Origin of the sequence: Brasilonema sp. UFV-L1, assembly GCF_012912105.1 — a bacterium.
In the GTDB taxonomy this organism is placed as follows: Bacteria; Cyanobacteriota; Cyanobacteriia; order Cyanobacteriales; family Nostocaceae; genus Brasilonema.
On record NZ_QMEA01000008.1, the window covers coordinates 33095 to 57261 of the forward strand.

Annotated in this window: 24 protein-coding genes and 1 pseudogene; 15 read left to right on the forward strand and 10 right to left on the reverse strand. The window is 40.5% G+C overall.

Features of this window, described 5'->3' with window-relative positions; translation table 11 throughout:
* Nucleotides 1-6: 6 nt before the first annotated feature.
* Entirely contained in the window at nucleotides 7-1305 is a 1299-nt protein-coding gene (locus DP117_RS04455) for a recombinase family protein (RefSeq protein WP_169217130.1), read from the reverse strand.
* Between the two features lie 293 nt (nucleotides 1306-1598).
* Here DP117_RS04455 and DP117_RS04460 point away from each other — a divergent pair, with 293 nt between their 5' ends.
* The 7 genes from DP117_RS04460 (at nucleotide 1599) to DP117_RS04490 (ending at nucleotide 5887) form a co-directional block, all read left to right on the forward strand.
* Nucleotides 1599-2126 carry an AraC family transcriptional regulator gene (locus DP117_RS04460; RefSeq protein ID WP_169217131.1) on the forward strand — a complete coding sequence of 176 codons (528 nt, stop codon included), beginning with the start codon at nucleotides 1599-1601 and terminating at the stop codon, nucleotides 2124-2126.
* Nucleotides 2127-2667: 541 nt separating this feature from the next.
* Nucleotides 2668-3537 carry a hypothetical protein gene (locus DP117_RS04465; RefSeq protein ID WP_169217132.1) on the forward strand — a complete coding sequence of 290 codons (870 nt, stop codon included), beginning with the start codon at nucleotides 2668-2670 and terminating at the stop codon, nucleotides 3535-3537.
* A 10-nt stretch (nucleotides 3538-3547) separates the two neighbouring features.
* Entirely contained in the window at nucleotides 3548-3910 is a 363-nt protein-coding gene (locus DP117_RS04470) for a hypothetical protein (protein WP_169217133.1), read from the forward strand.
* A gap of 414 nt (nucleotides 3911-4324) precedes the next feature.
* Nucleotides 4325-4543 (forward strand): hypothetical protein, encoded by a 219-nt coding sequence (locus DP117_RS04475; protein ID WP_169217134.1) that lies wholly within the window; start codon nucleotides 4325-4327, stop codon nucleotides 4541-4543.
* Nucleotides 4544-4631: 88 nt separating this feature from the next.
* On the forward strand, nucleotides 4632-4850 hold the full coding sequence (locus tag DP117_RS04480; protein ID WP_169217135.1) for a hypothetical protein: 219 nt from the start codon (nucleotides 4632-4634) through the stop codon (nucleotides 4848-4850).
* A gap of 88 nt (nucleotides 4851-4938) precedes the next feature.
* Nucleotides 4939-5193 (forward strand): hypothetical protein, encoded by a 255-nt coding sequence (locus DP117_RS04485; RefSeq protein ID WP_169217136.1) that lies wholly within the window; start codon nucleotides 4939-4941, stop codon nucleotides 5191-5193.
* Between the two features lie 163 nt (nucleotides 5194-5356).
* Complete coding sequence (locus tag DP117_RS04490) at nucleotides 5357-5887, forward strand: hypothetical protein (protein ID WP_169217137.1); 531 nt, start codon at nucleotides 5357-5359, stop codon at nucleotides 5885-5887.
* A gap of 157 nt (nucleotides 5888-6044) precedes the next feature.
* On the opposite strand, the gene DP117_RS04495 is transcribed toward DP117_RS04490, so the two are convergent.
* Nucleotides 6045-6407 carry a VOC family protein gene (locus tag DP117_RS04495; RefSeq protein WP_169217138.1) on the reverse strand — a complete coding sequence of 121 codons (363 nt, stop codon included), beginning with the start codon at nucleotides 6405-6407 and terminating at the stop codon, nucleotides 6045-6047.
* Nucleotides 6408-6477: 70 nt separating this feature from the next.
* Between DP117_RS04495 and DP117_RS04500 the strand changes: the two genes are divergently transcribed.
* The 5 genes from DP117_RS04500 (at nucleotide 6478) to DP117_RS04520 (ending at nucleotide 12823) form a co-directional block, all read left to right on the forward strand.
* Entirely contained in the window at nucleotides 6478-7365 is an 888-nt protein-coding gene (locus DP117_RS04500; RefSeq protein WP_169217139.1) for an aspartoacylase, read from the forward strand.
* Nucleotides 7366-7805: 440 nt separating this feature from the next.
* A complete protein-coding gene (locus DP117_RS04505; protein ID WP_169217140.1) occupies nucleotides 7806-9536 on the forward strand; it encodes a diflavin flavoprotein in 1731 nt (576 codons plus the stop codon).
* Nucleotides 9537-9709: 173 nt separating this feature from the next.
* The gene (locus DP117_RS04510) at nucleotides 9710-10240 is read left to right on the forward strand and encodes a phosphate-starvation-inducible PsiE family protein (protein ID WP_169217141.1); all 531 of its coding nucleotides are present in this window, start codon (nucleotides 9710-9712) and stop codon (nucleotides 10238-10240) included.
* Between the two features lie 41 nt (nucleotides 10241-10281).
* On the forward strand, nucleotides 10282-12021 hold the full coding sequence (locus DP117_RS04515) for a diflavin flavoprotein (protein ID WP_169217177.1): 1740 nt from the start codon (nucleotides 10282-10284) through the stop codon (nucleotides 12019-12021).
* A gap of 133 nt (nucleotides 12022-12154) precedes the next feature.
* Nucleotides 12155-12823: a cadmium resistance transporter gene (locus DP117_RS04520; protein ID WP_169217178.1), complete on the forward strand. Its 669-nt coding sequence runs from the start codon at nucleotides 12155-12157 to the stop codon at nucleotides 12821-12823.
* On the opposite strand, the gene DP117_RS04525 is transcribed toward DP117_RS04520, so the two are convergent.
* Nucleotides 12806-13603: a sulfite exporter TauE/SafE family protein gene (locus DP117_RS04525; RefSeq protein WP_169217142.1), complete on the reverse strand. Its 798-nt coding sequence runs from the start codon at nucleotides 13601-13603 to the stop codon at nucleotides 12806-12808. The genes DP117_RS04520 and DP117_RS04525 overlap by 18 nt on opposite strands.
* 655 nt (nucleotides 13604-14258) lie before the next feature.
* Here DP117_RS04525 and DP117_RS04530 point away from each other — a divergent pair.
* Nucleotides 14259-14540, forward strand: a complete 282-nt coding sequence (locus DP117_RS04530; protein WP_169217143.1) for an AbrB/MazE/SpoVT family DNA-binding domain-containing protein — start codon at nucleotides 14259-14261, stop codon at nucleotides 14538-14540.
* Here the strand turns inward: DP117_RS04530 and DP117_RS04535 are convergent.
* The 4 genes and pseudogenes from DP117_RS04535 to DP117_RS04550 form a co-directional block, all read right to left on the reverse strand.
* Nucleotides 14511-15497, reverse strand: coding sequence for a hypothetical protein (locus DP117_RS04535; protein WP_169217144.1), 987 nt, complete (start codon nucleotides 15495-15497; stop codon nucleotides 14511-14513). The two genes, DP117_RS04530 and DP117_RS04535, sit on opposite strands and share 30 nt — an antisense overlap.
* Complete coding sequence (locus tag DP117_RS04540; protein WP_339381386.1) at nucleotides 15494-16438, reverse strand: SMP-30/gluconolactonase/LRE family protein; 945 nt, start codon at nucleotides 16436-16438, stop codon at nucleotides 15494-15496. Before DP117_RS04540 ends, DP117_RS04535 begins: the two co-directional genes overlap by 4 nt.
* A 42-nt stretch (nucleotides 16439-16480) precedes the next feature.
* The gene (locus tag DP117_RS04545; protein ID WP_248277525.1) at nucleotides 16481-17929 is read right to left on the reverse strand and encodes a PQQ-dependent sugar dehydrogenase; all 1449 of its coding nucleotides are present in this window, start codon (nucleotides 17927-17929) and stop codon (nucleotides 16481-16483) included.
* A 160-nt stretch (nucleotides 17930-18089) separates the two neighbouring features.
* A pseudogene (locus DP117_RS04550) lies at nucleotides 18090-18212 on the reverse strand (cupredoxin domain-containing protein); the annotation flags it as partial.
* Between the two features lie 591 nt (nucleotides 18213-18803).
* On the opposite strand from DP117_RS04550, the gene DP117_RS04555 reads away from it, so the two are divergent.
* Both DP117_RS04555 and DP117_RS04560 read left to right on the forward strand, forming a co-directional pair.
* On the forward strand, nucleotides 18804-19841 hold the full coding sequence (locus DP117_RS04555) for a hypothetical protein (protein WP_169217146.1): 1038 nt from the start codon (nucleotides 18804-18806) through the stop codon (nucleotides 19839-19841).
* A gap of 37 nt (nucleotides 19842-19878) precedes the next feature.
* Nucleotides 19879-20292 (forward strand): hypothetical protein, encoded by a 414-nt coding sequence (locus DP117_RS04560; protein WP_169217147.1) that lies wholly within the window; start codon nucleotides 19879-19881, stop codon nucleotides 20290-20292.
* A 447-nt stretch (nucleotides 20293-20739) separates the two neighbouring features.
* On the opposite strand, the gene DP117_RS04565 is transcribed toward DP117_RS04560, so the two are convergent.
* The 3 genes from DP117_RS04565 to DP117_RS04575 form a co-directional block, all read right to left on the reverse strand.
* Nucleotides 20740-21015, reverse strand: coding sequence for a XisI protein (locus DP117_RS04565; RefSeq protein WP_211175913.1), 276 nt, complete (start codon nucleotides 21013-21015; stop codon nucleotides 20740-20742).
* 563 nt (nucleotides 21016-21578) lie between these two features.
* Nucleotides 21579-23888, reverse strand: a complete 2310-nt coding sequence (locus tag DP117_RS04570) for a heavy metal translocating P-type ATPase (RefSeq protein ID WP_169217148.1) — start codon at nucleotides 23886-23888, stop codon at nucleotides 21579-21581.
* Nucleotides 23889-23958: 70 nt separating this feature from the next.
* On the reverse strand, nucleotides 23959-24153 hold the full coding sequence (locus DP117_RS04575; protein WP_169217149.1) for a heavy-metal-associated domain-containing protein: 195 nt from the start codon (nucleotides 24151-24153) through the stop codon (nucleotides 23959-23961).
* Nucleotides 24154-24167 lie beyond the last annotated feature (14 nt).

The window sequence follows — 24167 nt, forward strand, 5'->3', positions numbered from 1 at the left end:
ATTAAATTAAAAAATGAAAATAACTTGCAATTTCCACTCTTTATCCTGATGAAAAATCTCGATTTGCCGAATAAACTCTCGAAAGTAAAATCGTCGCTCTACTTCAGACAAGTCTAACCAAAATTGCGGAATTGAAACAGCTTGGGCGACAGAACGTAAATTAACAGGCGGTAAAGTTGCTAGTTTTGCCTGAAGTGCAGATATTTCTGTGCGAAGTTTGTACGCCCTTAACTGAGCAGTTTCTACATCCAAAACTCCAGTTTCTAACAAAGAGGGTAGCTGATTGAGTATTTCTTGCTGACGGGAAATACTTTGATTTAAACTATTTTTAACTGCATCCAATTGAGGAAAATTCATCCCCGCCACAGCAACGGGTAAGTCACGACAAATAGCTTGAATTGTCTGTTCTAAAATTTCTTGGTAGGGAAGGGCGCGACACTTAGGATGTTTGAAACAGTTAATAGGACGTAAATAAAGATATTCTTTTTCTTGCTTGTGCATAGTTACACGAGTGACACTCATGTGAGACTGACACTCATGACAGACAACTAACCCAGCCAGAGAACGGGGTGCGCTAGCAGTTCGAGGAGGTAAACGACTGTTACGCCGCAACAGTCGATCAACCTGGGCAGCTTCTTCCTTTGTAATAATAGAAGCATGGGTATTGGAAATAATTTCTCCGTTTTGATAAGCTGTATCACCTCGATAAACTGGATTTGTTAACCAACGGCGTCCAGTTGTGACAGAGATTTTCTTACCGTATTTTTTCGCGAGATAACGTACTGCTCCCCGCAGAGAACCATAGAGTAAGAAATGTTCAAAAAAATCTTTAACAACTGGCGAAGTGGTACGGTCAATGATGTACTTTCCTTTACCTCTGCGGTAACCGTAGGGTACTCTACCGGGTGGAGGTGCAGCATCTAGACGGTTGCGGGCGTGTCCTTGGCGAATGCGGCGACTACGTTGCTGACGCTGAATCTCGTAGAGTAATTTCAGCAATTGGGCGCGGGGGTTGGGATTGTGTTGGGAAGAATTATAGTCTTGTTCAACAGCAATGAGTGTTATTCCCATTGCTTCAAGTTCTGCAAGACGCGAACTGACTTCCTCTAGAGTATCTCCCAATTCTTCTAAGCGGCGGATAACCAGACAATCAGGCGATTCTGTTTTGCAGTCGTTGAATAATTGTTGTAATTGAGAGCGTTTCCCTAAGTCTTGGTAAATAAAATCTAACTCCCATCCCCAAGTTGTAGCGTCAGGAGTCGGTTCTAGTAGAGGATCGGTGTAGACGTAGGCAAAGATTTTCATGAGGCGATGTGCTACCTTCCGCTCTCTAAAACTTACTGAACTCTGACTTTGACGAAGCGCTGAGTGCATAAGTATTCAACACTCACACATATTAACAAACTAGAGGTTCAAAACTTCAAGCAAAATTTCTGATCATGACTAATCAGTCTGTTCCAAGAGACTTATACATAGCGTGTGAAGGGGAAGACACTTAAAGCGAAGCTTAAGTACTTTGCTAATAGATAGCCATTGACAAAAATTAGACTTATCACTTAATCACTTTGTTAAAAGTTTATTAAATTTTAGGATAAACAATGACTAATATTTTACTGATAGATGAGAATCCTGAAACCAAAAACCTCTTAATAAAATACTTGCAGACCGGAGGATTTGAGGTTACTAGTGTAGACAATGGTCTTGTTCATGTTCAGCTAGCACAGAAGAAATTCTCTACAACCGAGGAAAGTACAAAATCAAATGCTCCTCAGTCTATATTCCCATCCATTCCTCGACTACGTGACGTCTTCGAGTTTATTGAATTGAATTATCATCAACGTATTAGTCTAAAAGAAGTCGCTCAAGCAGTTGGTTATTCTGCAGCTTACTTAACCAACTTGGTACGAAATCTTACTGGGAAAACGGTAAATGATTGGATTATTGAGCGTCGGATAGCCCAAGCATGCACTTTACTTTTGTCAACTAACGACTCCATTAATCAGATTGCTTTACAAGTTGGGTATCAAAATCTCAATCATTTCTACTCTCAATTTCGCGATTACCATAAAAATACTCCTCATGCTTGGAGAGAAGCGCAGCGTTGTAAAGTAAGTCAATCCAAATAAAAAGTCAAAAGTTAAAAGTCAAAAGAATAGTCTTTCCCCACCGATGAATCAGGGGGCTTGTAGCAAGGACGCCAGAACAAGTCAAAAGAACCAAGTCAAAAGTCAAAAGAAAGATGAATTCAATATTATTTTCTTTAACTTTCTACTTTTAACTTTTTACTTGTTTGAGGGACTCTGACCATCCTCACTTCAAGTTTTCTCTCACAAGCTTCTAATTTTAATTAGGGAGAAAAATTTTTCTTTATTAAATCCCACGGATGAAATCCGGGGAGATATTCTGCGTTCTGTTTTCTTCTTAAAATCATGCATTTTTCATACCTAGAGACACTACAGTTTCTAAAGACAAAAAATCTAAAAAGCTAAACATATAAATATTTTTAGCAAAAGAATAAAAATAATTAATTTACAACTAAATGAGCGTCATAATATTCTTGTAATTAAGAAAATCCTCAACAGTTCACAAACAATAGATTCTTGAAAAATTCATATCTAAACATGAAAGTAACTCTAATTATTCCTGGTGTAATTCCAGACCATATATATGATTAAAAAAACTAGTTCAACAATCGTGATCATAGCAGTTTTAGCATCCTTCATAAGTGGCTGTCGCTCCAGTGCAGAATATCAAAGATTAGCAAAAGCTGGAAATACATACACTACAGCTATGGACAAGTTATTAACAACTGCTAGTCAAATTAAAATTAATACAACTTCCGAGCAACTACTAAAAGATGACAGGCTCAGTAATCAAACTTTTGAAGGCTACAACGAGTTATCTAAACTTGATGTAGAAAGACTTGAAATACTACAAAATCTCCGTAAACATAATCGGCTTCTTACGCGATATTTCACTCTCATAGATGAGCTTGCGACTTCTAATGCGCCTGAAAAAGCTCAGCAGGAAATTGGGGGCGTTGTAGATAACCTGAATAAAATTGGTACTCAACTTCGTGGTAGCGCTCTTGTTTCTAATACAAGTGTTATTAAATCTGTAGGAGGTTTAGTTATTAGTTCACAAATCCGAGGTGCGCTTAGGGAAGAACTTGAAAAGCGTAAGGATGTTATCGACCTCGAATTTCAAACTCAACAAGTGCTATTAAAGGCACTGAGTGATTCGATTAAGCAAGATGTCAATCTGACAAGAGAATCACGCGAGTTACGGCAAGTCATTAGACCTCTCATTGCAGAAAAACCTATATCCGATGCAGATAATTGGATTGATAGAAGAAGAAAAATTCTGACTATGAATACCACTGTTTCTGAACTGGAAGAGGCAAGTGATTCTGCGAAAACGTTTAGGGACTTATTTAAGGATTTTGTAGAAGGTAAGCTCAACCGCGAGCGCTTAAATACTCTTTTAACTGATATCGAATCATTTCTCACAATCGTTGAACAACTTAAGAATGAATAGGAGGACAGATATGTTACTTAATATTGAACATCTTGAGCAAATTAGAGATGAACGTCTAGAACAACTTGAAAAGCAGGAATTAGAACTCAATTCAAGTAGAGTTCAGCTTTTCTGGGAAAATGTTAAGAAGCGGGATTCAGCTAGAGCAGAAAAATTTTTCAGGGAGCGACGGGCAATTGTCGTCCAACGAGTAAAGTTAGAGAATGAAATTCTCACAAGGATTGCCCGATCACTAAATGAACTTGAAGACGATCTTAAAGAGGGCTGCAAGAATCTACAAACACAAATTGATAATCTAGATAATGAAGTTGCCTTTCTCAATGTTCTCTCTCGTGTGACTGGCATTCTAGCTAGAATTCTTTTATTGTTCTAATTGGATAAGAAACGTAGCATAGGTGTATAAGCCATGTAAACACTGTTGAGCTTACGTTTTGTTACATCGCTACTCGCGAGCGAAATTACCTCAATTATCAAGCACTAAATTTGTAGCTAAATTTGTAGATTTACCAAGTTGTGAATCGAAAGCAGCAGTAAGCGATCGCTTTGGCAGTCACTTACTGCTGCTTTTCTATAAAAGTTTTTGCTCTCAGGCATTTATTCTGATTCAAAAATGACATCTGGAGACAAAAAATATTATGTATGATTAGCGAAAAATAATTCATTAGTACTTGTCTTAAACTCTAAAAATAATTCATTAGCAAACGTTTTTAAAAAAGATATTATTTGTATTAGGAAACAATCAAAGGATGAGCAAAAAATCCATCATTTAAGGAGTCACGTGCAATTTATGTCTACATACAACCCTGAAAACTACCCTAACCCCTGCGAATTTACTGTTCCTATCAAATTGAACGTTCCAATCTTCATCGAACCGACACTAGCAATCAAACCTGTTGAGCCTGTGAGGGAGAAAGTACAAGTTCATCTTGAACCAGATGTCTACCTTAGACCAGAAGTCGCAGCAGCTCCACCTGTTTGTCTTCCTCAAAATGGATATAACAAATAGCATCTGCCTGTTGTATAGACTTTACAACAGTCATAACCCCAATCATCAACTCACACAATTCGTTTTCAACTCATAAGGATTGCAATTTATGTCTACATACAACCCCGAACGCTACCCTAACGCCTGCGAATTCACTGTTCCTATCAAATTGAACGTTCCAATCTTCATCGAACCGACACTAGTAATCAAACCTGTTGAGCCTGTGAGGGAGAAAGTCAACGTTCATCTCGAACCAGATATTTACCTGGAATCAGAAGTCACAGCAACTCCACCTGTTTGTCTTCCTCAAAATGGATATAACAAATAGCATCTGCCTGTTGTATAGACTTTACAACAGTCATAACCCCAATCATCAACTCACACAATTCGTTTTCAACTCATAAGGATTGCAATTTATGTCTACATACAACCCCGAAAACTACCCTAACGCCTGCGAATTTACTGTTCCTATCAAATTGAACGTTCCAATCTTCATTGAACCGACAGTAGCAATCAAACCTGTTGAGCCTGTGAGAGAGAAAGTAAACGTTCATCTCGAACCAGATATCTACCTTAGACCAGAAGTAACAGCAGCTCCACCTGTTTGTGTTCCTCAAAATGGATATGGCAAACAGCAGTTGCCTGCTTCAAAAATCCAATCAGAATCATAAGTTTGATAGTCAATTACTTGACGTTGAATCGTTAATTCTTGGTTTTGCATTGTTTGTTCTAGGTAGTGTTTTAACTGCCTAGAAAGAGGTGATTAGGAAACTGATCACCTCCTTTGTTGTCCCAAATTTTTAAGTATTCAGGCTCTAAAATTTTTTAAAACTTATGTCTACACTCTCCGATTCCATGCAAAAACGCAAACTTAATGTCTCTATGATGTTAAAAGTGCCTATTGACCTCGAAATAGAAGTCTTGGGAATACCACCTACAAACTACCACCAAGTCGAGGATAAAAAAGAGGATAAAAAATTTTTTAACCTCACAGGAAATTCTCAGCCAGAAATTATTATTAACGAAGCGAGTCTAGCCGACCTTGATAAAGATAGTCAGGTTCTACTCAGTCAACTTGTAACTCAGCTAGAGCAAACAGGCAAGATTTCTTCTATGTTGTCCCAAACCCAACATGAGCAAGAGAACTCAGGAAATGATGAACAGGAGATAGCACATAAACGCGATTTTGTCAATACTTTGTTATCAAACGAAGAGCTTGCAGTTATCCAACCACAAACTCCACCGTATAAGAAAAAAATTATAGGACGTGCCTTGGACTCATTCAACGATGGTTTTACCCTTGTCGCGAATATTATGGGAACAATTTTGTTTTTAGGCAAAGTTGCTAACTATAGCTGGGAGTGAAGTACCTACACTTACCCGAAGGGAAGTGTAGGGGACAATGCGTCGGATGGTTTCGTCATCGCCCAACAATTCATCTCACACCTCCCTCCGGGTAGGATGTGAGATGAATTGTTGAAATAGGTAAAGTCAAAGATTAAGCTGTTAAGGTATGGAACCGCTACAAGTGTTGACTCAATTCGATAATATTCCCATCAGGGTCTTTAGTGAACAGGGCTGGACGTCCAGAAGCGCTAGCTTGAATAAAGCAGTTATTATCTAAGAGTTCTTGTTTCGCTGCGTCTAAGTCAGCAACAGAAAAAGCAACGTGGGGATTGCGTCCCCATTTTTCATTTTGGTTTTCAGTGGGAACTCCCTGGGCGGCTATGAGGTGAATTTGATCATTCCCAACTTGGTACCAAGCGCCAGGGTATTTCAGAGAGCGTTCTACTTTTGGCAATCCTAGCACCTTTCCATAGAAATGTTCGGCTCGTTCCAAGTCCGTGACAAGAATGGCTGTGTGAAGATACTGAGTAATCTGCATGGTAGAGTACTATATCTTTGAGATAGCGGTTCTCAATAGAATACATTACATTTTTAATCTTCTTATAATTATGAACCAGATCAAACGGGTTGCGATTGTTGGTGGAACTCACGGAAATGAGTTTACAGGCATATACCTCATTAAAAAGTTTGACCAGTTTCCTGATTTAATTCAACGACCTAGCTTGGATACTTTGACGTTATTTGGTAATCCCAAAGCTTTTGAGGAAAATAGACGCTACATTGACAACGACTTGAATCGTTGCTTCTTAAGTCAAGACTTGCTTAATCCAACACTCAGTAGCTATGAACACATTCGGGCAAAAGCCATTGACCAAATACTAGGACCAAAAGGCACATCCCAAGTCGATATGATTTTGGATTTGCACTCCACAACTGCAAACATGGGGCTGAGTCTTTTGCTGCGTAGCCAGCATCCCTTCAATCTTCAATTAGTAGCCTACCTTAGCTCGATTAATCCCTTGATAAAGGTTTATTTGATACCACCGAGGAAAGAAAGCGCCCCTCTTTCCTCCCTGTGCGAATTAGGTTTTGTGATTGAGGTGGGTCCTGTGGCTCAGGGTGTCTTGAATGCAGATTTATTTCAGAAAACAGAGAAACTTATTTATACAATACTAGACTATGTAGAAGCACACAATCAACAAGCAACTCCACAGACTAACTCCACACTCACCCTCTATCAATATGTTGAGAGTCTCGATTACCCCAGAAACGATAAAGGAGAGATTCAAGCGATGATTCACCCAGACCTTCAGTTTAGGGATTATGAGCCTCTCAATCCAGGTGATGCAATTTTTCTGACCTTTGATGGTAGAAATATTACTTATGAAGGAGAATCAACAGTCTATCCAGTCTTTATTAATGAAGCAGCTTACTACGAGAAAGGTATTGCCATGCATTTAACCAAAAAACAACAGGTACTGTTGAGAGATTGGTGATATGGTACGAGCTATCCTCCCTACGGGCAAATTTGCAGGCAATCACGTCGGTCGATTAACTGTAAGAGAAAGTGGAGTTTTTGAAATGAGAACCCCAAAAGGCAAAGTTAGTCCAGTACGTCACAAGTACTGTAAGTCAATTCATCGTAATGACGGGTATGTGTACTCGTTTTCCACAAATGTCCAATGAATCGATGATTAGAGGAGTAGCGATCGCCCATTATTAATCAAAATTTCTAAAATTACGCTTTTGAACGCAAATTGCCATCAGTCCGAAATCAGTGCAACATCAAATGATAATAATAGAAAAACAAAATTTATCTTATTATTTAAATAACTAATAGAAAGCTTTAAAAGTTGACATTTTACAACTGGAGTGTTTCCCAGCAGAATAAGAGTTAAGAATACTCACGCCAAAAGATTGTTGGAGGTACAAGCGTATGGTTGCACTCACTGCTCGTTCTGAAAAGACTCAATCGCACGGTCGCTTGACCATGCAAACAGTTGATATTGGCGTTGACACGATGGCTATTCGCTCTCTGGATTGGGATCGCGATCGCTTCGACATTGAGTTTGGATTGAACAATGGTACAACCTATAATTCGTTTCTGATTCACAGTGAAAAGACTGCTCTAATTGACACCTCTCACCGGAAGTTTCAGCAGTTGTACTTAGATGTGTTAAACGGATTACTTGACCTCTCAACGCTAGACTATTTAATTATTAGTCATACCGAACCGGATCACAGTGGACTTGTTAAAGAGGTGTTGCAATTAGCTCCTCAAGTGACGGTAGTAGGAGCAAAAGTTGCCATCCAGTTCCTCGAAAATATGGTACATCAGCCATTTCAATCATTGATAGTTAAAAATGGCGATCGCCTGGATTTAGGCAACGGACATGAGTTGGAATTCGTGAGTGCTCCCAATCTCCACTGGCCTGATACTATTTTTACTTACGATCCTAAAACCCGCATCCTCTTCACCTGTGATGCCTTTGGGATGCACTACTGCGACGATCACACCTTTGATGAAGATCCAGAATTACTTGAAGCCGATTTTAAATATTACTACGACTGCCTGATGGGTCCAAATGCCCGTTCCGTGCTGTCTGCCATCAAACGTATGGAAAAATTAGAGATCAGCACAATCGCCACAGGGCATGGACCTTTATTACAACATCATTTGTCAGACTGGGTGAATAGTTACCAGAAATGGAGTCAGGAACAAGCTAAAGCAGATACTCTGGTTGCCCTATTCTACTGTGAAGATTACGGCTTTTGCGACGAATTAGCAAGAGCGATCGCTCATGGTGTCCAGAGAAATGGGGTAGCGGTAGAACTGGTAGATTTAAATACTGCTGAACCCCATGAAGTACGAGAATTAGTCAACCAAGCGACGGGTTTAGTTATTGGTATGCCATCCCAATCGAATCAAAATGCCCATGCAGCTTTAAGTACCATTCTCGCAGCTGCACACCGTAAGCAAGCAGTCGGACTGTTTGAAAGTGGCGGTAGGGAAGATGAACCAATTTATCCGTTGCGTAACAAGTTTCAAGAAATCGGTCTGACGGAAGCCTTCCCGCCGATTTTAATCAAAGAACCACCAACGCATATCACCGAACAAATGTGTGATGAAGCGGGTACAGATATCGGACAATGGTTAACTCGCGATCGCACAATCAAACAAATCAAAGCCATAGATAATGATTTAGAACGGGCATTGGGAAGGTTAAGCAGTGGACTCTATATTATTACCGCCCAGAAAACAGATGTCACCAGTGCCATGTTTGCCTCTTGGGTGATGCAAGCAAGCATGAATCCTTTGGGAGTCGCGATCGCAGTTGCCAAAGACAGGGCAATTGAATCATTACTCCACGTAGGCGATCGCTTTGTTCTCAACGTCTTAGAAGAAGACAACTACCAAAGCTTAATGAAACACTTCCTCAAGCGTTTCCCTCCTGGTTCAGATCGATTTGCAAACATCAAAACCTACCCCGCTAGCAATGGCTGTCCCATTCTGGCAGATGCTTTAGCCTATATGGAATGTGAAGTCACGACGCGAATCGAGTGCAGTGATCACTGGATTATTTACAGCAGCGTCCAAACTGGCAGAGTGGCTAAACTAGATGCCCTCACCGCCGTTCACCATCGTAAGGTTGGTAACCATTATTAACTGCAAACTACTTCTCTGCCTCACTCCCTCATATCGTTTCCGGTTGAATTTGAATCATTAAAAAACCGCACGAGGCAAGAGAGAACGCAGAGGAAGAGGAAGAGGAAGGAGAAATAATTTCGGTACAAACGGATTTGATATCACTCTCTCACCGTCATAGGAGTTTTTAGACAATGCAACTACTCAAAAGCATACCAGTCAAACCCATCAAGCGGGAAAGCTGGTTAAATCTCGGTCGAATTGTGCAAGCACTGGAATTGGTTCAGGACTTAATCGTGATTTCGCTGTGCATCGGGCTATTTAGCTTTATGGTGCTGCAAATCCGCAATATGTTCCTCTCTCTCATCCCCCCAATTCACTTCCACGTCGTCACAGCAGATATCCTGTCGTTGCTAATTTTAGTAGAGTTATTTCGTCTGTTAATTATTTACCTGCAAGAACAACGAGTTTCTATTGGGGTTGCTGTAGAAGTGTCAATTGTTTCTGTGTTGCGAGAAATGATTGTGCGAGGCGTATTAGAAACATCGTTTATGCAAGTTTTCGCCGCTTGTGCGTTCTTAGTGGTATTAGGGGTGTTACTGGTTGTGAGAGTTTGGCTACCTCCAACCTTTGAAGGTATCGATCCAGAACAAGAAGTTTCAAAGCGATACAAAAAGCACCTCGCCCAAGAAATGGCACAATCTCAGACTCATGTTGAGTTTTGAAAATCTCTTCTAGTCCAACCATCAACAACCAACTGATGTCTATGTCTGTACAAACTCTAGCCCCCACAACCAGCCACCCTCGTGACGTCCAAGTTGCTGAAATCGCGAATCATACTTTAGTTTTGCGATCGCGCACTTGGGAACGCCTCAAGTTTGAAGTTGAATACGCCCGCCAAAAAGGAACAACAGCGAATTCCTATCTCATCCAAGCAGATCGGACTGCTTTAATTGATCCTCCAGGTGAGTCTTTTACCCAGATTTTCTTACAAGAACTCAACAAACATGCTGATTTGACGCAATTAGATTATATAATCCTCAACCACGTCAATCCTAACCGGATGGCAACCCTGAAAGTTCTCCTCGAACAAGCACCACAAGCTAAGATTGTCTGTTCTAAACCAGCTGCTAATGTTCTGAAAACGACTTTCCCTGACTGGGAGTCGAAAATTCAGCTAGTTCGTGTTGAAGACACTCTAGATTTGGGAGGAGAACATCAACTGCAATTCGTCACTGTACCGACTCCCCGTTGGGCGGATGGAATGTGTACTTACGACTGTGCTACCCGCATTCTCTACAGTGACAAATTTTTTGGGGTTCATGTTTGTAGCGATGTTCTTTTTGATGAGGATTGGAAGCAACTGGATGCGGATCGCCGCTACTATTTTGACTGTCTCCATGCTACCCAGGCAAAACAAGTCGAAGCAGCTTTAGATAAATTAGCACCCTTAAAAGCCAAATTTTATGCTCCTGGTCATGGTCCGGTTGTCCGCTACAGCCTCAGTCGTTTTACCTACGATTATCGCCAATGGTGTCAGGAACAGAAAACCCAGGAATTGCGAGTTGCCTTGCTTTATGCGTCTGCTTATGGTAATACAGCGACTTTAGCACAGGCGATCGCCCAAGGGTTGATTCAAAATGGGATTGCAGTCGAATCTATCAATTGCGAATTAGCAGAACCCGCCGAAATTACACGTGCAGTGGAAGCTTGTAATGGCTTCATTATCGGTTCTCCTACTTTAGGTGGTCACGCACCCACCCAAATTCAAACTGCCTTGGGAATTATTTTATCAGCTGCAACGAAAACTAAGCTAGCAGGAGTCTTTGGTTCTTACGGCTGGAGTGGTGAAGCCACCGATCTGATTGAAAACAAATTGTTGGATGCTAATTTCCGTTTAGGGTTTGAAACTATCCGCGTTCGCTTTAGTCCCACTGAGTTCACTTTGCAGCAGTGTCAGGATGCTGGGGCAGAATTTGCCCAAGTCTTGAAAAAGAAACAAAAGCTTCGTGCGCCTCGCCAAGCTTTGACAGAAGCGCAAATTGACCGAACACAACAAGCCGTTGGACGCATCATCGGTTCTCTTTGCGTCCTCAGTTCTCGGCGCGGTGATAGCCATAGTGGTATCCTTACTTCTTCGGTTTCTCAAGCTACTTTTAATCCTCCTGGTTTGATGATAGCCATTGCTCAAGATCAAAATCCAGATGCAATTATTCATCCCGGTGATCAATTTGTCCTCAACATCCTGAAGGAAGGACGCAACCTGCGGCGACACTTTTCTTATCGTAGTACGCCAGGAGACAATCCCTTTGCTCAGTTAGCGACTCAAAGTGCTAACAACGGTTGCTTAATTCTTAGTGATGCCCTCGCTTATTTGGAATGTACTGTCCAACAACGGATGGAATGTGGCGATCGCTGGTTAATTTACGCAACAACAGACGAGGGGAAAGTTCTAGAACCGATAGGCGTGACTGCGATCGAGCACCGCAAATCAGGTAGCCATTAGTGAAAACACAAGTTCCCTGACTTCTCGTTTGAAGTCGGGGATTGCAATAGGAGTTCATTTTCACAAATGAAATATCTTATTTTTTATCTATAATTTATAGACTTAATAACCTCATATTTTCTTATCAATGACCATAACTCAACTTTGGGCAGCTTTCACGGAAGCTGTCATTGCCTTTGTTGCTACCAATATTGATGATATCCTTATATTGCTATTATTTTTCTCACAAGTAGATGCCAATTTCCGGCGACAACATATTATATTTGGTCAGTATCTTGGTTTTGCAGCGATCATCATTGCTAGCCTACCAGGATTTCTTGGTGGCTTGTTCATTCCACGAGAGTGGATTGGATTTCTGGGATTACTACCCATAGCAATTGGTTTCAAGCAATTGGTGAATCAAGAATCAGAAACTACAGAAGTTCAGACAGTCACCACTGATTTTAACCAGTCCTCACATAGTAACCCCTTAGTGTCTTTTCTGTTGAGTATTTTACATCCCCAAACTTATCAAGTCGCAGCGGTAACACTTGCGAATGGCGGTGATAATATCAGTATTTATATACCCTTATTTGCTGGTAAGAGTTTTGCGAGTTTGGGAGTGACTTTGGGTGTATTTTTTCTCTTGGTAGGCGTTTGGTGTGCTGTTGCTTATTTATTAATTCGTCAAAGAGCGATCGCTCATATTTTAAGCCGCTACGGTAGAGCTGTTATTCCTTTTGTATTGATTTGCTTAGGTCTTTTGATCATGTACGAAAGAGGAACATTCAGCTTGATATTACATTCACGCTGGGGAAACTAACTTGTAACTCGCCATAAGTAAGATTGTGTAAATGATAAACCGCAGTGGACGTTGAGGCGCAAGTTTGCAAAGTTTCGCACCAAGGAGTACCCCAGGTACAGAGCCTAACCATATTGGTAATACCAAACTCCAGTCAACTGTCCCTAGGCTGAGATGTCCCAAGGAAGTGAAAAATAATAAAATTGCGGCTTGTAAGATATCTGTACCCACTAATTGACGAGCATCTAGCTGAAAAAAGGCAATCAGCACCAATGCAAACATCGAACCAGAAGAGACACTTGTTAAACCAACCAAACAGCCTAGAACTGCTCCGACGCTCATTGCTTTAGCACAATCAAGTTTTTTGGTCAAGTCAAGCTTTGGTAGTTCTGGTAATTTCAAATCAGGGAAAAACCACAATAGTAGCAGTTGTATAAGTGCTGACAAGGTGACAAACAAAATCATCATTCCAACCAAGTGCAGCAGGATGTCGTCTAGGTTATGCTCTGGTGTTTGTTTGACCAAGTGTAATATTCCTACCCCAAACAGCGAGCCAGGAACGCTACCAAATGCCAGCCATTTTACCACTTGCACGTCGAGAGTTTTCTGCTCCCAGTGCTTGAAGCCACCAACAACCTTCATCAATGTTGCAGCGACAACATCAGAACTCACGGCGATTGAAGGAGGAACCTGAAAGAAAAAAATGAGCATTGGCGTAATTAGAGATGCTCCGCCAATGCCTGTTAGACCCACAATAATACCAACAAAGAGGCTGAGTAGGGTTAGTAATAAGTAGTGCATATTGCTGCTCTATGAAAGGGTTGAAGGTGTTTGGTTGAAAGCTTGGTAGATTCAAACCCCTCTTCACTGAAGAAATACTAAAAATCTATATATATACCGTAGTTTAACTGGAAAAGTCAGTGAACGTCCAGCGTAGTCGCACAGATGAACACGATATTATTCTTTACACAGATAATAAATGAGATTTTGACCCCTTTTTGTGCTGTGTTAATGGGATGTATTGACACTCACTCACTACTCACGGCTGCGTAATTTTCGCAAAGCAAAGTCACACAAAAAGTCAGAGGATTCTTGGTTTAGCGTCGGAACTTGCTCTCAGTTGCTGAATGAAGTCCCCGTCCGCGCATGACGGGGTCTAAATCTGGGAAAAGAAAAATAAAAGTTAATTTTTAAACTTGATAAAGATGGGTAGGAATTAGGTTACAGTTGCTTATCCTCAACTTCTGCTGAACACAAATTGTACTTTGCCAGGACTTACGCAAAAGTTACCAGGTTTCTACCAAAAATCGTCTGTTTCGCAATCAAATACGAACGAAGAAACCGGTTTGGTGGCAGATAGGACTTACGCACTATTTGCCATAAATTCTGCCAGTGTCAGGGAGCGGACAACGGGATATAATTTCAATACTTGTGTCAAGTTGTTCAAAAATGTCACATGAAAGCAATTAAGACAAAAATATCAGAGGGTGGCAGAGTTGTCATCCCATCTGAGTATCGCAAACAACTAGGATTAGAAGTAGGCGACGAAGTAATGATTCAACTAGTGGATGGGGAAATGAGAATTTTTACCCTGGAACAAGCTCTCAAACGAGCGCAAGAAATAGTACGTCGATATGTTCCTCAAGGGCGATTGCTCAGTAATGAACTGCTAGAAGAACGGCGTCAGGAGAATTTGAGACCCTACAAGCTAAAAAGATGTAGTTGTGCGCTTAAGTAAAGTATATGTGGTGGTAAGGTCGATTTTTTCGCCAATTTGTAGCCTTTTGAGTGGACTAAGAAATTCAAGCTCCACGAAAGCATCTGGATCTGGATTAGTATAAATTTCAGCATTGCTTTCCTGATCGGGATAATTAACCCCAAGTTTTCTAGGTGAGTCAATGCGGAGTACAATTTTTTCTCCAACCCATAACAACGTACTCGCATCAGAGCCTATCTTGTGGGATTTTTTTGGATCACGTGTCAATGACAGCATCCCGTTTTTCACCTTTAAGTTAGCTGGTAACTCCTCGGATTGTCTGTTATACCCTTGAGGAAAAATTGAAGCTTGGGGTAGGACGGCGTATACTCCCACTGGATCACGCAACTGTGTAATCACCCATACCGCAACATCTTTTGGCTTACCTTTGACCTTTTCATAAGTTGTGGAAATACTCATCACAGGTTTTTGTGGATCGAGTCGAATCCTGCGGTAAGTCCGAATGCCGTAAAGTGGATCTATGGGAGAAATGAGCGTCACTTCGCTACCGTCAACCTTTGCTTGAACTGGTATAGAATCAAAACCTGTCGGTGGAGGCCAAACTCGCCCCATGATTTTTGTCCAGTCAGACTGAGGAGCAGGCCAAGTTTTATCACCCCCGAAATTAACCCATTTTTCTGGCTTGGGATTGGGGGCTTTGCCAAACATTTTCGGATTTTCCCAGAATGTACTTTCTCCATCTAGTAATCGAAACTGCATGACTCGCCCTATTGCTGGCACTATAACTGCTTCTACTTGACCATTACTCAAAACCCAGGAGTCTCGCCAGCCTTGGTAATTAGTCTTTACGACCGTAATTTTTGCATACTGTGATGGAGCTTTTTGGTTCGGGATTTTTGCAGTGACTTGTCCCCAACCCACAATAAAAACCGCTAGTAATGAAGCCAAGCAAAATAGATTCCACGTTTTAGCTTTCATCTAGAAACCTCTGGGAGTGTGGAAACCCCTGCTACCAAAAGACGAATACGATAAATACCCTGACCTGCAGTGATGTAAAGTGTTTTGTAGTCTTTATTACCCCAAGCCAAATTTGTGACTACCTCTGGCACAAGAATCTTACCCAGAAATTGACCTGTTGGCGAGAAAATCCATACCCCTTCAGAACCGCTACAGTAGATATTGCCTTGGATATCTACCTTCATGCCATCGGGTACACCTTTGTCTTTCGGTCCAGTTAACTCTGCAAAAACCTTGGTGTTAGTCAATGTGCCATTTGAATTAACCTCGAAAACACGGATGTGTCCTTTTTCAGAATCACTAACGTAGAGTTTTTTCTCATCAGGAGAGAATGCGAGTCCATTTGGACGCACCATATCTTTGTTGAGCAAAGTCAAGCTTCCATCTGGTTTCAAGCGATAAATACCATAAAAGCCAAGTTCTTCTTTCTCTTGACTAATACCATAGGGCGGGTCAGTAAAGTAAATGCTACCATCTGACTTGACTACAACGTCGTTTGGGCTATTGAGACGCTTACCCTGGTAGCGTTCAGCCAAAACGGTTATTTGACCGTTTTTTTCTGTGCGCACAAGCCGACGGTTATGTTCAGCAGTAATTAACCGTCTTTCCCTATCGAATGTATTGCCGTTGGGATTTCCAGCAGGACGACGATAGGTAGATATTTTACCGTCAGTTGTCCACTTATAGATAGTATTAGCAGGAATATCACTGAAAAGTAAAAAGCCAAGCGGATGCCAGACCGGTCCTTCTGTAAACTTTAAACCATCAGACAATTTTTCTAACTTGGCGTTGCTACTCATGATGGTTTGTAAATTAGCAACACTATTTCCCTGACTCTGTTGTACGCTCACAATGCTTAGTAATAAACAGCAGACAGCTATTCGTAAAGTAAATTTTTTCACAATTACCTACTCACCTTAAACCAACAAACAGATAAAAATTTGTTATTTGCTTCTTTGATAGCGGTATTGATAATGACGTGATTCTAATGATGGAACAAGTTTTCTGACTTTACCATCACTCTTAGACGTCACATAGATTTCTCCTGCTTCGTCTACGCCAAACCTGACATCAGAACGTTTACTGTCAACGATTTTGAGAAAAGAAGTTTCTCGTTCCTTGTCAAAGAGTCTGAGTTCTTTTATCTTTGCCTGTTTACCATTAACGAGTTGATTCACAGGTACATGAAAAAAGCGCCCATCATTGCTAAAGTCCCCAAAAATATATTGACCGACTAATTCTGGAATCGCTTTGCCTCTGTAAACATAACCGCCAGCAATTGCAACCAGATAGTTGCCTGACCAATCAGGTGGTTTGTCATGATCATATTGAGCAACGGGGTATGTGTAACCATAATCAGCATCATTTTGAGGTAATGGGAACAGGATATTCTCATTCTTTTCATCTATAAGCCAAGTTCCTTCACGGTTTCCCCATCCGTAATTAGCACCTTTGATGCCAAGATTCACTTCTTCGATAAAAGCTTGACCAATATCGACAATCAACATTTTGCCTTTGCCACCTATATCCCAGCTAAAACGATGGGGATTACGCAATCCATAAGCCCAAATTTCCCCTAATTTTTTTGGACTAATATTTAGACTAATATCTTTAACAAAAGGATTGTCTTTAGGAATACCATATTTGCCATTAGTACTATTATTGCCGAAAGGGTCAATACGGAGTATCTTACCAAGGGGAGTGCTGAGGTCTTGTCCATTATTTAGAGGATCTGTATCGCTGACAGGAAAGCCATCGCTTCCACCATCTGCCATTGCAATATACAGCATTCCATAATCTGGATTTCCAGGTTTAGCATTAGGATTAAAGCTCAATTGCCCCATATTATGATCTGGGTAGGGTTGTTCAATACGAAGGATTTCCCGAAAGCTTCCAGAAAAAGTATTAGCAGCTGGATTGGTCGCTTTCCATTCGCGAATCACTTCGTGATGAGAACTTTCTATAATCTTGCCTTTGCTATCAAAAATTGTTTTCCTGACTGGGAAATCAGGAATGCGATTATTTTTTTCTTCGCTATGTGCAGTATAAAAAATTCCATTTTTAGCAAACTCTGGGTGAAAAGTAAAATATGAAAAACCCTGTTGTGAAGTTTCATCGCTAAAACCGGGGCAAACTAATTTTTTTAAATCCATATATACAGAAGCTTTGTCGTTAATAATGACATAAAGCTTCCCACGCATATCATTAACAAATAACCTTCCACTACCATCACCTGCATGGGTTAAAAGATTCAATCGTGCAACTCTGTCGCGTCCTGCTCCACTTATAGGAATTTGCACAACTTCTTTGAGTCCTACACGGAGATTTGATTTTTCAATTTTGACGGGAATCGGGTTTGTAATTTGGGCAGAGGAAATACTTGAAAAAGCCAAAATTGAAAACAAGGCAGAGCAGATACAAAATAAAATGTAGAACCTTTTCATTTAGGTTATGAACTTAGAGGGTGCTTGGAAGAGCAAAAAAGCTCATGTAACAGGACTCTGTCAGTATAAACAAATGCGACAGCGTTACACAAGCCATATGTAAATATAACTACTGAGCTTCCACTGCACCACGAAATATATTCATACCACAGGTAAATTGATATAGTCCTGGTTTTTGAGGTGTAAATTGAATCGAGGTGACATGATTGAGAGCCAAATCTTGAGCTTTGTGCTTAACGGGATTTAAACAAAAACAGAAATAAAAACAGAGTATGATGCTTTCCTAATGTAATTAAAATATTACATCAACAAAAGCCTATAATTGGTCGTTGCTGCTTTTAGCTTGTAACATAACCGTAGAAAAAATGTAATACTTTCGCGAACAAAGCCATACCCCACGCCAGATGATACAGGGGTTACAGTTGTGTGTCTATTAGCGGTCACTAAAAGCGGGTTAGGAGGCGCGTTAGTCCTCTTCTGATATCTTTGTTAAGTTCTTGTCTTTTAGCTGGTTTCTGAGTGCGTTGAACACTTTTAGGGTAATTTTAAAGTGATTTTTAACGTTTTATTGCAGATTGGCTTAATAACTGCATAAGTCAAAGTGACTTGCACCTATTTATTAATTTTGTGATTTAAAAATATCATTTTTGTACTCTATCTAAAGGTAGATTTTTGTTAAATGACGGTCTTAAGTAAAAGTATTTTTTAACTAGTTATGTAAAAATAATTTTTATTCAGAAAAAATATGAGCATGGTAGCTAAAAATATGTCAAATAAAAATCAATTTAGATTGCTTAAACTTTTGTAAAAATATAAGATTAGGATGAAAAATAAAATAACCATAAAGAAATTGGGCTTTTTTTCTGCTCCTATTCTATGTATGTTTGTCACTGCTTGTGGAGACGATTCCCTACTCAAAGCGGTGAGAGACTTTACAAAGACAAGAGCGGCAGCAAGTGAAGCAGTGGGAAAGATTTCGGAAGATTTTTATCAGTCTTGTGTTCGTCAATATAGCTTTTTGCCAATTGAACCTATTCCGACGATCTTACACTTACAAAAGAAAACTCCTTATCAACAAAGAATTGAACGATTAAAGAAATGTAATGTTCAGTGGGAAATTGGAGAAGATTTTAAGAAAAGTAATGATACTTTATTAAAATATATGGCTGCTTTAGAAGCTATATCCAGTGATAATGTGGTTGTTTTTCCCAATACAACCAGAGATAAATTAGTAAATGCTATTAATGGATTACCTTTAGGTAATTCAAACAATCCAAATGTTTCTGCGGAGAGGCAAGAGGCGGTTAAAGCAGGTGCTGGAATTTTACAACTTATTTCAAAAATTTTTTTGAATAAGTTTCGAAAAAATCAATTATCTGAAGCTATTGTAAATACAAATGATGACGTTCAAGTATATGTAGCAATTTTAAAGAAAAGTGTACAGAGGGGTTATATAGAGGGATATCTACAGCAAGAGCAAGATAATATTGATCTTCAGTACAATTTGATTGTCACCGATCTTCTCCGTAAAGAATTTCCCAATATTGCTCCCAATAATCGACCAGAAAAATTGGCTTTTGACAGCTCATCTCCTTTTTACTCAATTGATAATCAATGGAGAGAAAAACGAGCAGAAGTAGGCAAAAATATTCAAATTGGAAGACTATATATCCAGTTTTTGGATGAAGTAGCTCAAGGACACAATGAATTGTATACCTTAATTAAAGGCAAACGACCTGAAAGCTTGACAGAAAATCAAGCTACTCAAAATCAACAAAAACTAATTGAAAAATTAGCTCGTAACCGACTAAAACGAATTCAATACATTGCCCAACAATTAGAAAAAGAATTAGTGAGATAAGCGGAACTGTAATTTTAGAAATGAAGGAGGATTGACAATGGATACAATTTTAACAAAAAATGATCTATTTGAAATTCGAGATGAAATGGCAAAGCTTGCGAGAGAAATAGATAATTTTAGAATCTCTAACTCAAGTAATATTTCAGCCTTTCTTTATTCCGAGTTAGCAAATTGGTCACGCTTAATAAAAGACAGAGTTTTTGAGTTAACAGGGAAAGCCTTGAATCAGTTAAATACGGATCTAAAAGAACCTGCAGCTAATCTCAAAAAAGCAATTAATCAATTAGAAGATGCTCTGAAAACGATTGAAACATTTAACGAATCAGTAGATTATATTGCTGACATTATTAATACTTTTGGTGTCATTGTCAGAGCAGTTTCTCAAGGATTGGGTTCAGCCAATATTGCTTCTGCTTTTGAGAGTTTAAAGAATTTACTCGGTGTTGCTTAATCACTGTAGGGTATACACCAGGTATCTAACTTTTCACGGGGTGTGGAAAAGAAGAACGGCTCGTGAATAATGTGACTTTATTGGCGAATTCAAAAAAGCTGTGCTTTTGAGTTAGCAAGGTGAGGGTTAGTAGCTTTGCTAACTCTTGCCAACTCCGTAATGAAATTCAGTAGAGCTTTTCTAGTTGGTTTGTAATTCAAAGTTGCTAATACCAATTCGATATGAGAGCACATACAACTGTAGAATAAAATACGGGAAAGATTGAAGACCACAGGCAAATAATAGCACGCTCCTTTAACCTAGAAATAACCGAATCTTGCTATTTTAACCGAAACATGCGATAAACTTCTTTTTAGGATGATATACATTCCGGGAGCTTTGCGTATGTCTGCCATCAACGTAAAGGAAGACCCCCAACTATCGAAAGTTGGTAAAGTTGAAAAAGCTCTACGCAATTGCAAATTCAGTAAATGCTCTTTTGCTAGGGTGATGAAAACCTAAAATAATATCTGTTTTGGGGATACCTGCTGCCAACAGATCATCAACAATCACCAAGTTGGTGCTGTCTTCTTCTACCCAGATTTTACCGTTTTGAATCTGGAGGTATAAGATAATGTGTTGCATTCGTCTTTTGCCATCCCAACCACAACGCAGCCACAGGTATTGATCACGTTGTTCATCTAGGATGAGGCGATAGCTAGCCCCTAAGGGGGCGCTGCGCAAACGCTGCTGCCTTCGGCAGATCGCTAATTGTAGTTTCTGTGGTGTTAGCGGGTTGAGAATTACTATCGTTATAGTATTTTTTAATAGTTTCTTGGACAGTATTGCGATAATGGGTTAATGTATCTATTGCACGATTTGCTCCTGTTGGGTGTCTACGATAATTAATTGCAGGTTGTTTTGGCGGGTTATGATTTGAATTGATGGACGTTGAAAAAAGTTGAAATATCTCCACCCGATGGGCGCATCAATTACCATAACTACGTAACCATAAAATTCATATAATTAAGGGGGAGCATCCCAATTTTGCAAAAATGTGTTTGTCATTGCGTTAGCGCAGCGTGCCCGGAGGGCATACGTAACAGAGTGAAGCGTAGACGCGAAGAGGCTTCCCGAAGGGTAGCAATCGCAAATTTCTGGGATTGCTTCACTGCGCTTCGCTCCGTTCGCAATGACAATTCATAACCTGGGTTTGATGTAACTTATACATTTGGGATGCTCCCTAATTAAGGTGCGTTTGCCCTAGAGGCATGAGTGTTCACAAATCCTGCGCGGATTGCTATGGATTAAATAGTTTTGGGACGGAAATTACGCAAGCGCAAAGCATTAGTCACGACAGATACAGAACTAAAAGCCATTGCTCCTCCTGCAATCATTGGGTTGAGCAACCAGCCAAAGATGGGAAACAAAATGCCAGCAGCAATAGGAATCCCAGCAACGTTGTAAATAAAGGCAAAGAAGAGATTTTGGCGTATGTTGTGAATCGTAGCGCGGCTGAGTTGAATTGCGGTGACAATACCTTGCAAGTCTCCAGAAATTAAGGTGATATCGCTGGCTGCGATCGCAACATCTGTCCCTGTACCAATGGCTATTCCCACATCTGCTTGAGCCAACGCGGGTGCATCATTGATACCATCACCCACCATAGCCACGATCTGACGCGGTAAGCTTTTCGTTGTTTGCGTTTTTGTGTCTCCTTGTCTAGACATCTTTTCTGCTTGAAGAGACTGAATAACTGCTGCTTTCTGGTCAGGCCGAACTTCAGCAAAGACGCGGGTAATACCAACTTCACGGGCGATCGCCTCAGCAGTATTGCGGTTATCTCCCGTCAACATAACTACCTCTAAACCTAACTTGCGTAGTGCTCTCACAGCAGCTTGACTAGAAGGTTTTAAGGCATCCGCAATACCCATCAATCCTTGCATTTTGCCATCAACAGCAATCCAAACAGCTGTTTTCCCAGTAGCTTCCAACGCAGCTTTGTGTGTACCAAGAGCATCAGTATCAATTTTCAATTCCTCCATCCAGCGTTGTGTGCCAATTTGGACAAGGTGGTTAGAAACAATTGCTTGCACGCCACTCCCTGCAATTGCTTCAAATTTCTGAACCTCACCCAAATCAACCTGCTGTGATTTCGCATACCTGACAACAGCTTCAGCCAAAGGATGCTCAGAATTTCTCTCCACCGATGCTGCTAAGCGCAAAAGTTTTAACTCATGACTATCCCTAGTACCGTTGACGGTAACATAGTCGGTGACAGTGGGTTTACCCTGAGTCAAAGTTCCAGTTTTGTCTAGCACAATCGTCTGAATTTTGTGTGCTAGTTCTAAGCTTTCGGCTCCTTTGATTAAAATACCGTTTTCTGCGCCTTTACCTGTACCCACCATCACAGAAGTGGGTGTGGCTAATCCTAAAGCACAGGGACAAGCGATAATCAACACACCAACTGTTGTCATCAGGGCAAAAGTCAAATTGCCAATGATGTTAAACCAGATGATAAAAGTGGCGATCGCAATACCAATCACCACAGGTACAAACCATCCCGTCACAGAGTCTGCTAATCTTTGAATAGGTGCCTTTGAGCCTTGAGCCTGTTGTACGAGTTGGACAATTTGAGCCAAAACAGTATCTTTTCCTACTCTGGTCGCCCGGAACTTAAAGCTGCCTGTTTTGTTAATTGTGGCTCCTATAACTTCGTCTGGTGGCTGCTTTTTCACTGCGACACTTTCGCCCGTAACCATTGATTCATCAACACTAGAAGCACCTTCTATCACTTCTCCATCAACCGGAATTTTCTCACCTGGACGCACCAAAATCACATCCCCAATCTGAACATCCTGAATAGGAACATCAATTTCCTGCCCACTGCGGATAACACGGGCGACTCTTGCTTGTAAACCAATGAGTTGGCGAATAGCTTGCGAGGTTTGCCTCTTAGCGCGATTTTCAAAAAGTCGTCCTAGCAGAATCAGTGTAATGACAACTGCAGCTGTTTCATAGTATACCTCTGGCATCAAGCCTTGGTTCATCAAGAAATGAGGGAAAAGAGTCGCAAACAATGAGTAGAAAAACGCGGCACTCGTACCCAATACAATCAGCGTATCCATTGTTGCTGCATGACGTTTAAAAGCTTTCCAGGCGTTTACATAAAACCTAGAACCACACCAAAACTGTACAGGTGCAGTCAGTGCTAATTGAAACCACCCTTGAGATAGCCAAGCCGGGATAAAAGGCAAGTGAAGTCCTGTCATCATAGGCAGCGAACCCAACACAAGTATGACACTGACAATGCCTCCTACCCAAACTTTACGGGTGAGATTGCGTTCTTCAGCACTCCGGGAAGCTTTCTGGGCATCCGATTCTCCTGTCACCATTTCTTGTTCTTGGAGTGAATCAGCTGAGTATCCCGCATCTTTTACAGCTTGCTGAATCTTCTCCAAGCTGGTTTTTCTCGGATCATACTTGACACTAGCTTGTTCTGCGCCAAAGTTGACATTACAGTCAATTACTCCAAGAACAGAACGAATTGCTTGTTCAACATTTCTGGCACATGAGGCACAACTCATGCCTCGCAATTTGAGTGTGAGAGTATCCATCTTGCGAACTTTTTTGCACCCTTTTGTGTGAGAGCGGTAAATATTAGTAGATATTAGTAGATATTCAAAATTAGGCAAGTGTATATCCAGCTTGCGTAATCGCTTCCTGAATTGCTCTTTCAGAAGCGTTAGTTTTCACGGACACGATTTTGGTTTTCGTATCGGCTTGAACTATTGCATTAGCATCAATTGCCTGAACTGCTTGAGTAATAGTTTCTGCACAAGCAGAACAAGCCATATCGGGAATTTGAAGTTGTAGTGTCATAAAGCCAAATAAGT

What these genes read in the sequence shown, in the direction of transcription:
- DP117_RS04555 (WP_169217146.1), top strand. Translation starts at nt 18,804, where the DNA reads ATGAAAAATAAAATAACCATAAAGAAATTGGGCTTTTTTTCTGCTCCT.
- DP117_RS04560 (WP_169217147.1), top strand. Translation starts at nt 19,879, where the DNA reads ATGGATACAATTTTAACAAAAAATGATCTATTTGAAATTCGAGATGAA.
- DP117_RS04470 (WP_169217133.1), top strand. Translation starts at nt 3,548, where the DNA reads ATGTTACTTAATATTGAACATCTTGAGCAAATTAGAGATGAACGTCTA.
- DP117_RS04530 (WP_169217143.1), top strand. Translation starts at nt 14,259, where the DNA reads ATGAAAGCAATTAAGACAAAAATATCAGAGGGTGGCAGAGTTGTCATC.
- DP117_RS04475 (WP_169217134.1), top strand. Translation starts at nt 4,325, where the DNA reads ATGTCTACATACAACCCTGAAAACTACCCTAACCCCTGCGAATTTACT.
- DP117_RS04495 (WP_169217138.1), bottom strand. Translation starts at nt 6,407, where the DNA reads ATGCAGATTACTCAGTATCTTCACACAGCCATTCTTGTCACGGACTTG.
- DP117_RS04490 (WP_169217137.1), top strand. Translation starts at nt 5,357, where the DNA reads ATGTCTACACTCTCCGATTCCATGCAAAAACGCAAACTTAATGTCTCT.
- DP117_RS04535 (WP_169217144.1), bottom strand. Translation starts at nt 15,497, where the DNA reads ATGAAAGCTAAAACGTGGAATCTATTTTGCTTGGCTTCATTACTAGCG.
- DP117_RS04505 (WP_169217140.1), top strand. Translation starts at nt 7,806, where the DNA reads ATGGTTGCACTCACTGCTCGTTCTGAAAAGACTCAATCGCACGGTCGC.
- DP117_RS04525 (WP_169217142.1), bottom strand. Translation starts at nt 13,603, where the DNA reads ATGCACTACTTATTACTAACCCTACTCAGCCTCTTTGTTGGTATTATT.
- DP117_RS04455 (WP_169217130.1), bottom strand. Translation starts at nt 1,305, where the DNA reads ATGAAAATCTTTGCCTACGTCTACACCGATCCTCTACTAGAACCGACT.
- DP117_RS04515 (WP_169217177.1), top strand. Translation starts at nt 10,282, where the DNA reads ATGTCTGTACAAACTCTAGCCCCCACAACCAGCCACCCTCGTGACGTC.
- DP117_RS04460 (WP_169217131.1), top strand. Translation starts at nt 1,599, where the DNA reads ATGACTAATATTTTACTGATAGATGAGAATCCTGAAACCAAAAACCTC.
- DP117_RS04570 (WP_169217148.1), bottom strand. Translation starts at nt 23,888, where the DNA reads ATGGATACTCTCACACTCAAATTGCGAGGCATGAGTTGTGCCTCATGT.
- DP117_RS04500 (WP_169217139.1), top strand. Translation starts at nt 6,478, where the DNA reads ATGAACCAGATCAAACGGGTTGCGATTGTTGGTGGAACTCACGGAAAT.
- DP117_RS04575 (WP_169217149.1), bottom strand. Translation starts at nt 24,153, where the DNA reads ATGACACTACAACTTCAAATTCCCGATATGGCTTGTTCTGCTTGTGCA.
- DP117_RS04480 (WP_169217135.1), top strand. Translation starts at nt 4,632, where the DNA reads ATGTCTACATACAACCCCGAACGCTACCCTAACGCCTGCGAATTCACT.
- DP117_RS04510 (WP_169217141.1), top strand. Translation starts at nt 9,710, where the DNA reads ATGCAACTACTCAAAAGCATACCAGTCAAACCCATCAAGCGGGAAAGC.
- DP117_RS04485 (WP_169217136.1), top strand. Translation starts at nt 4,939, where the DNA reads ATGTCTACATACAACCCCGAAAACTACCCTAACGCCTGCGAATTTACT.
- DP117_RS04465 (WP_169217132.1), top strand. Translation starts at nt 2,668, where the DNA reads ATGATTAAAAAAACTAGTTCAACAATCGTGATCATAGCAGTTTTAGCA.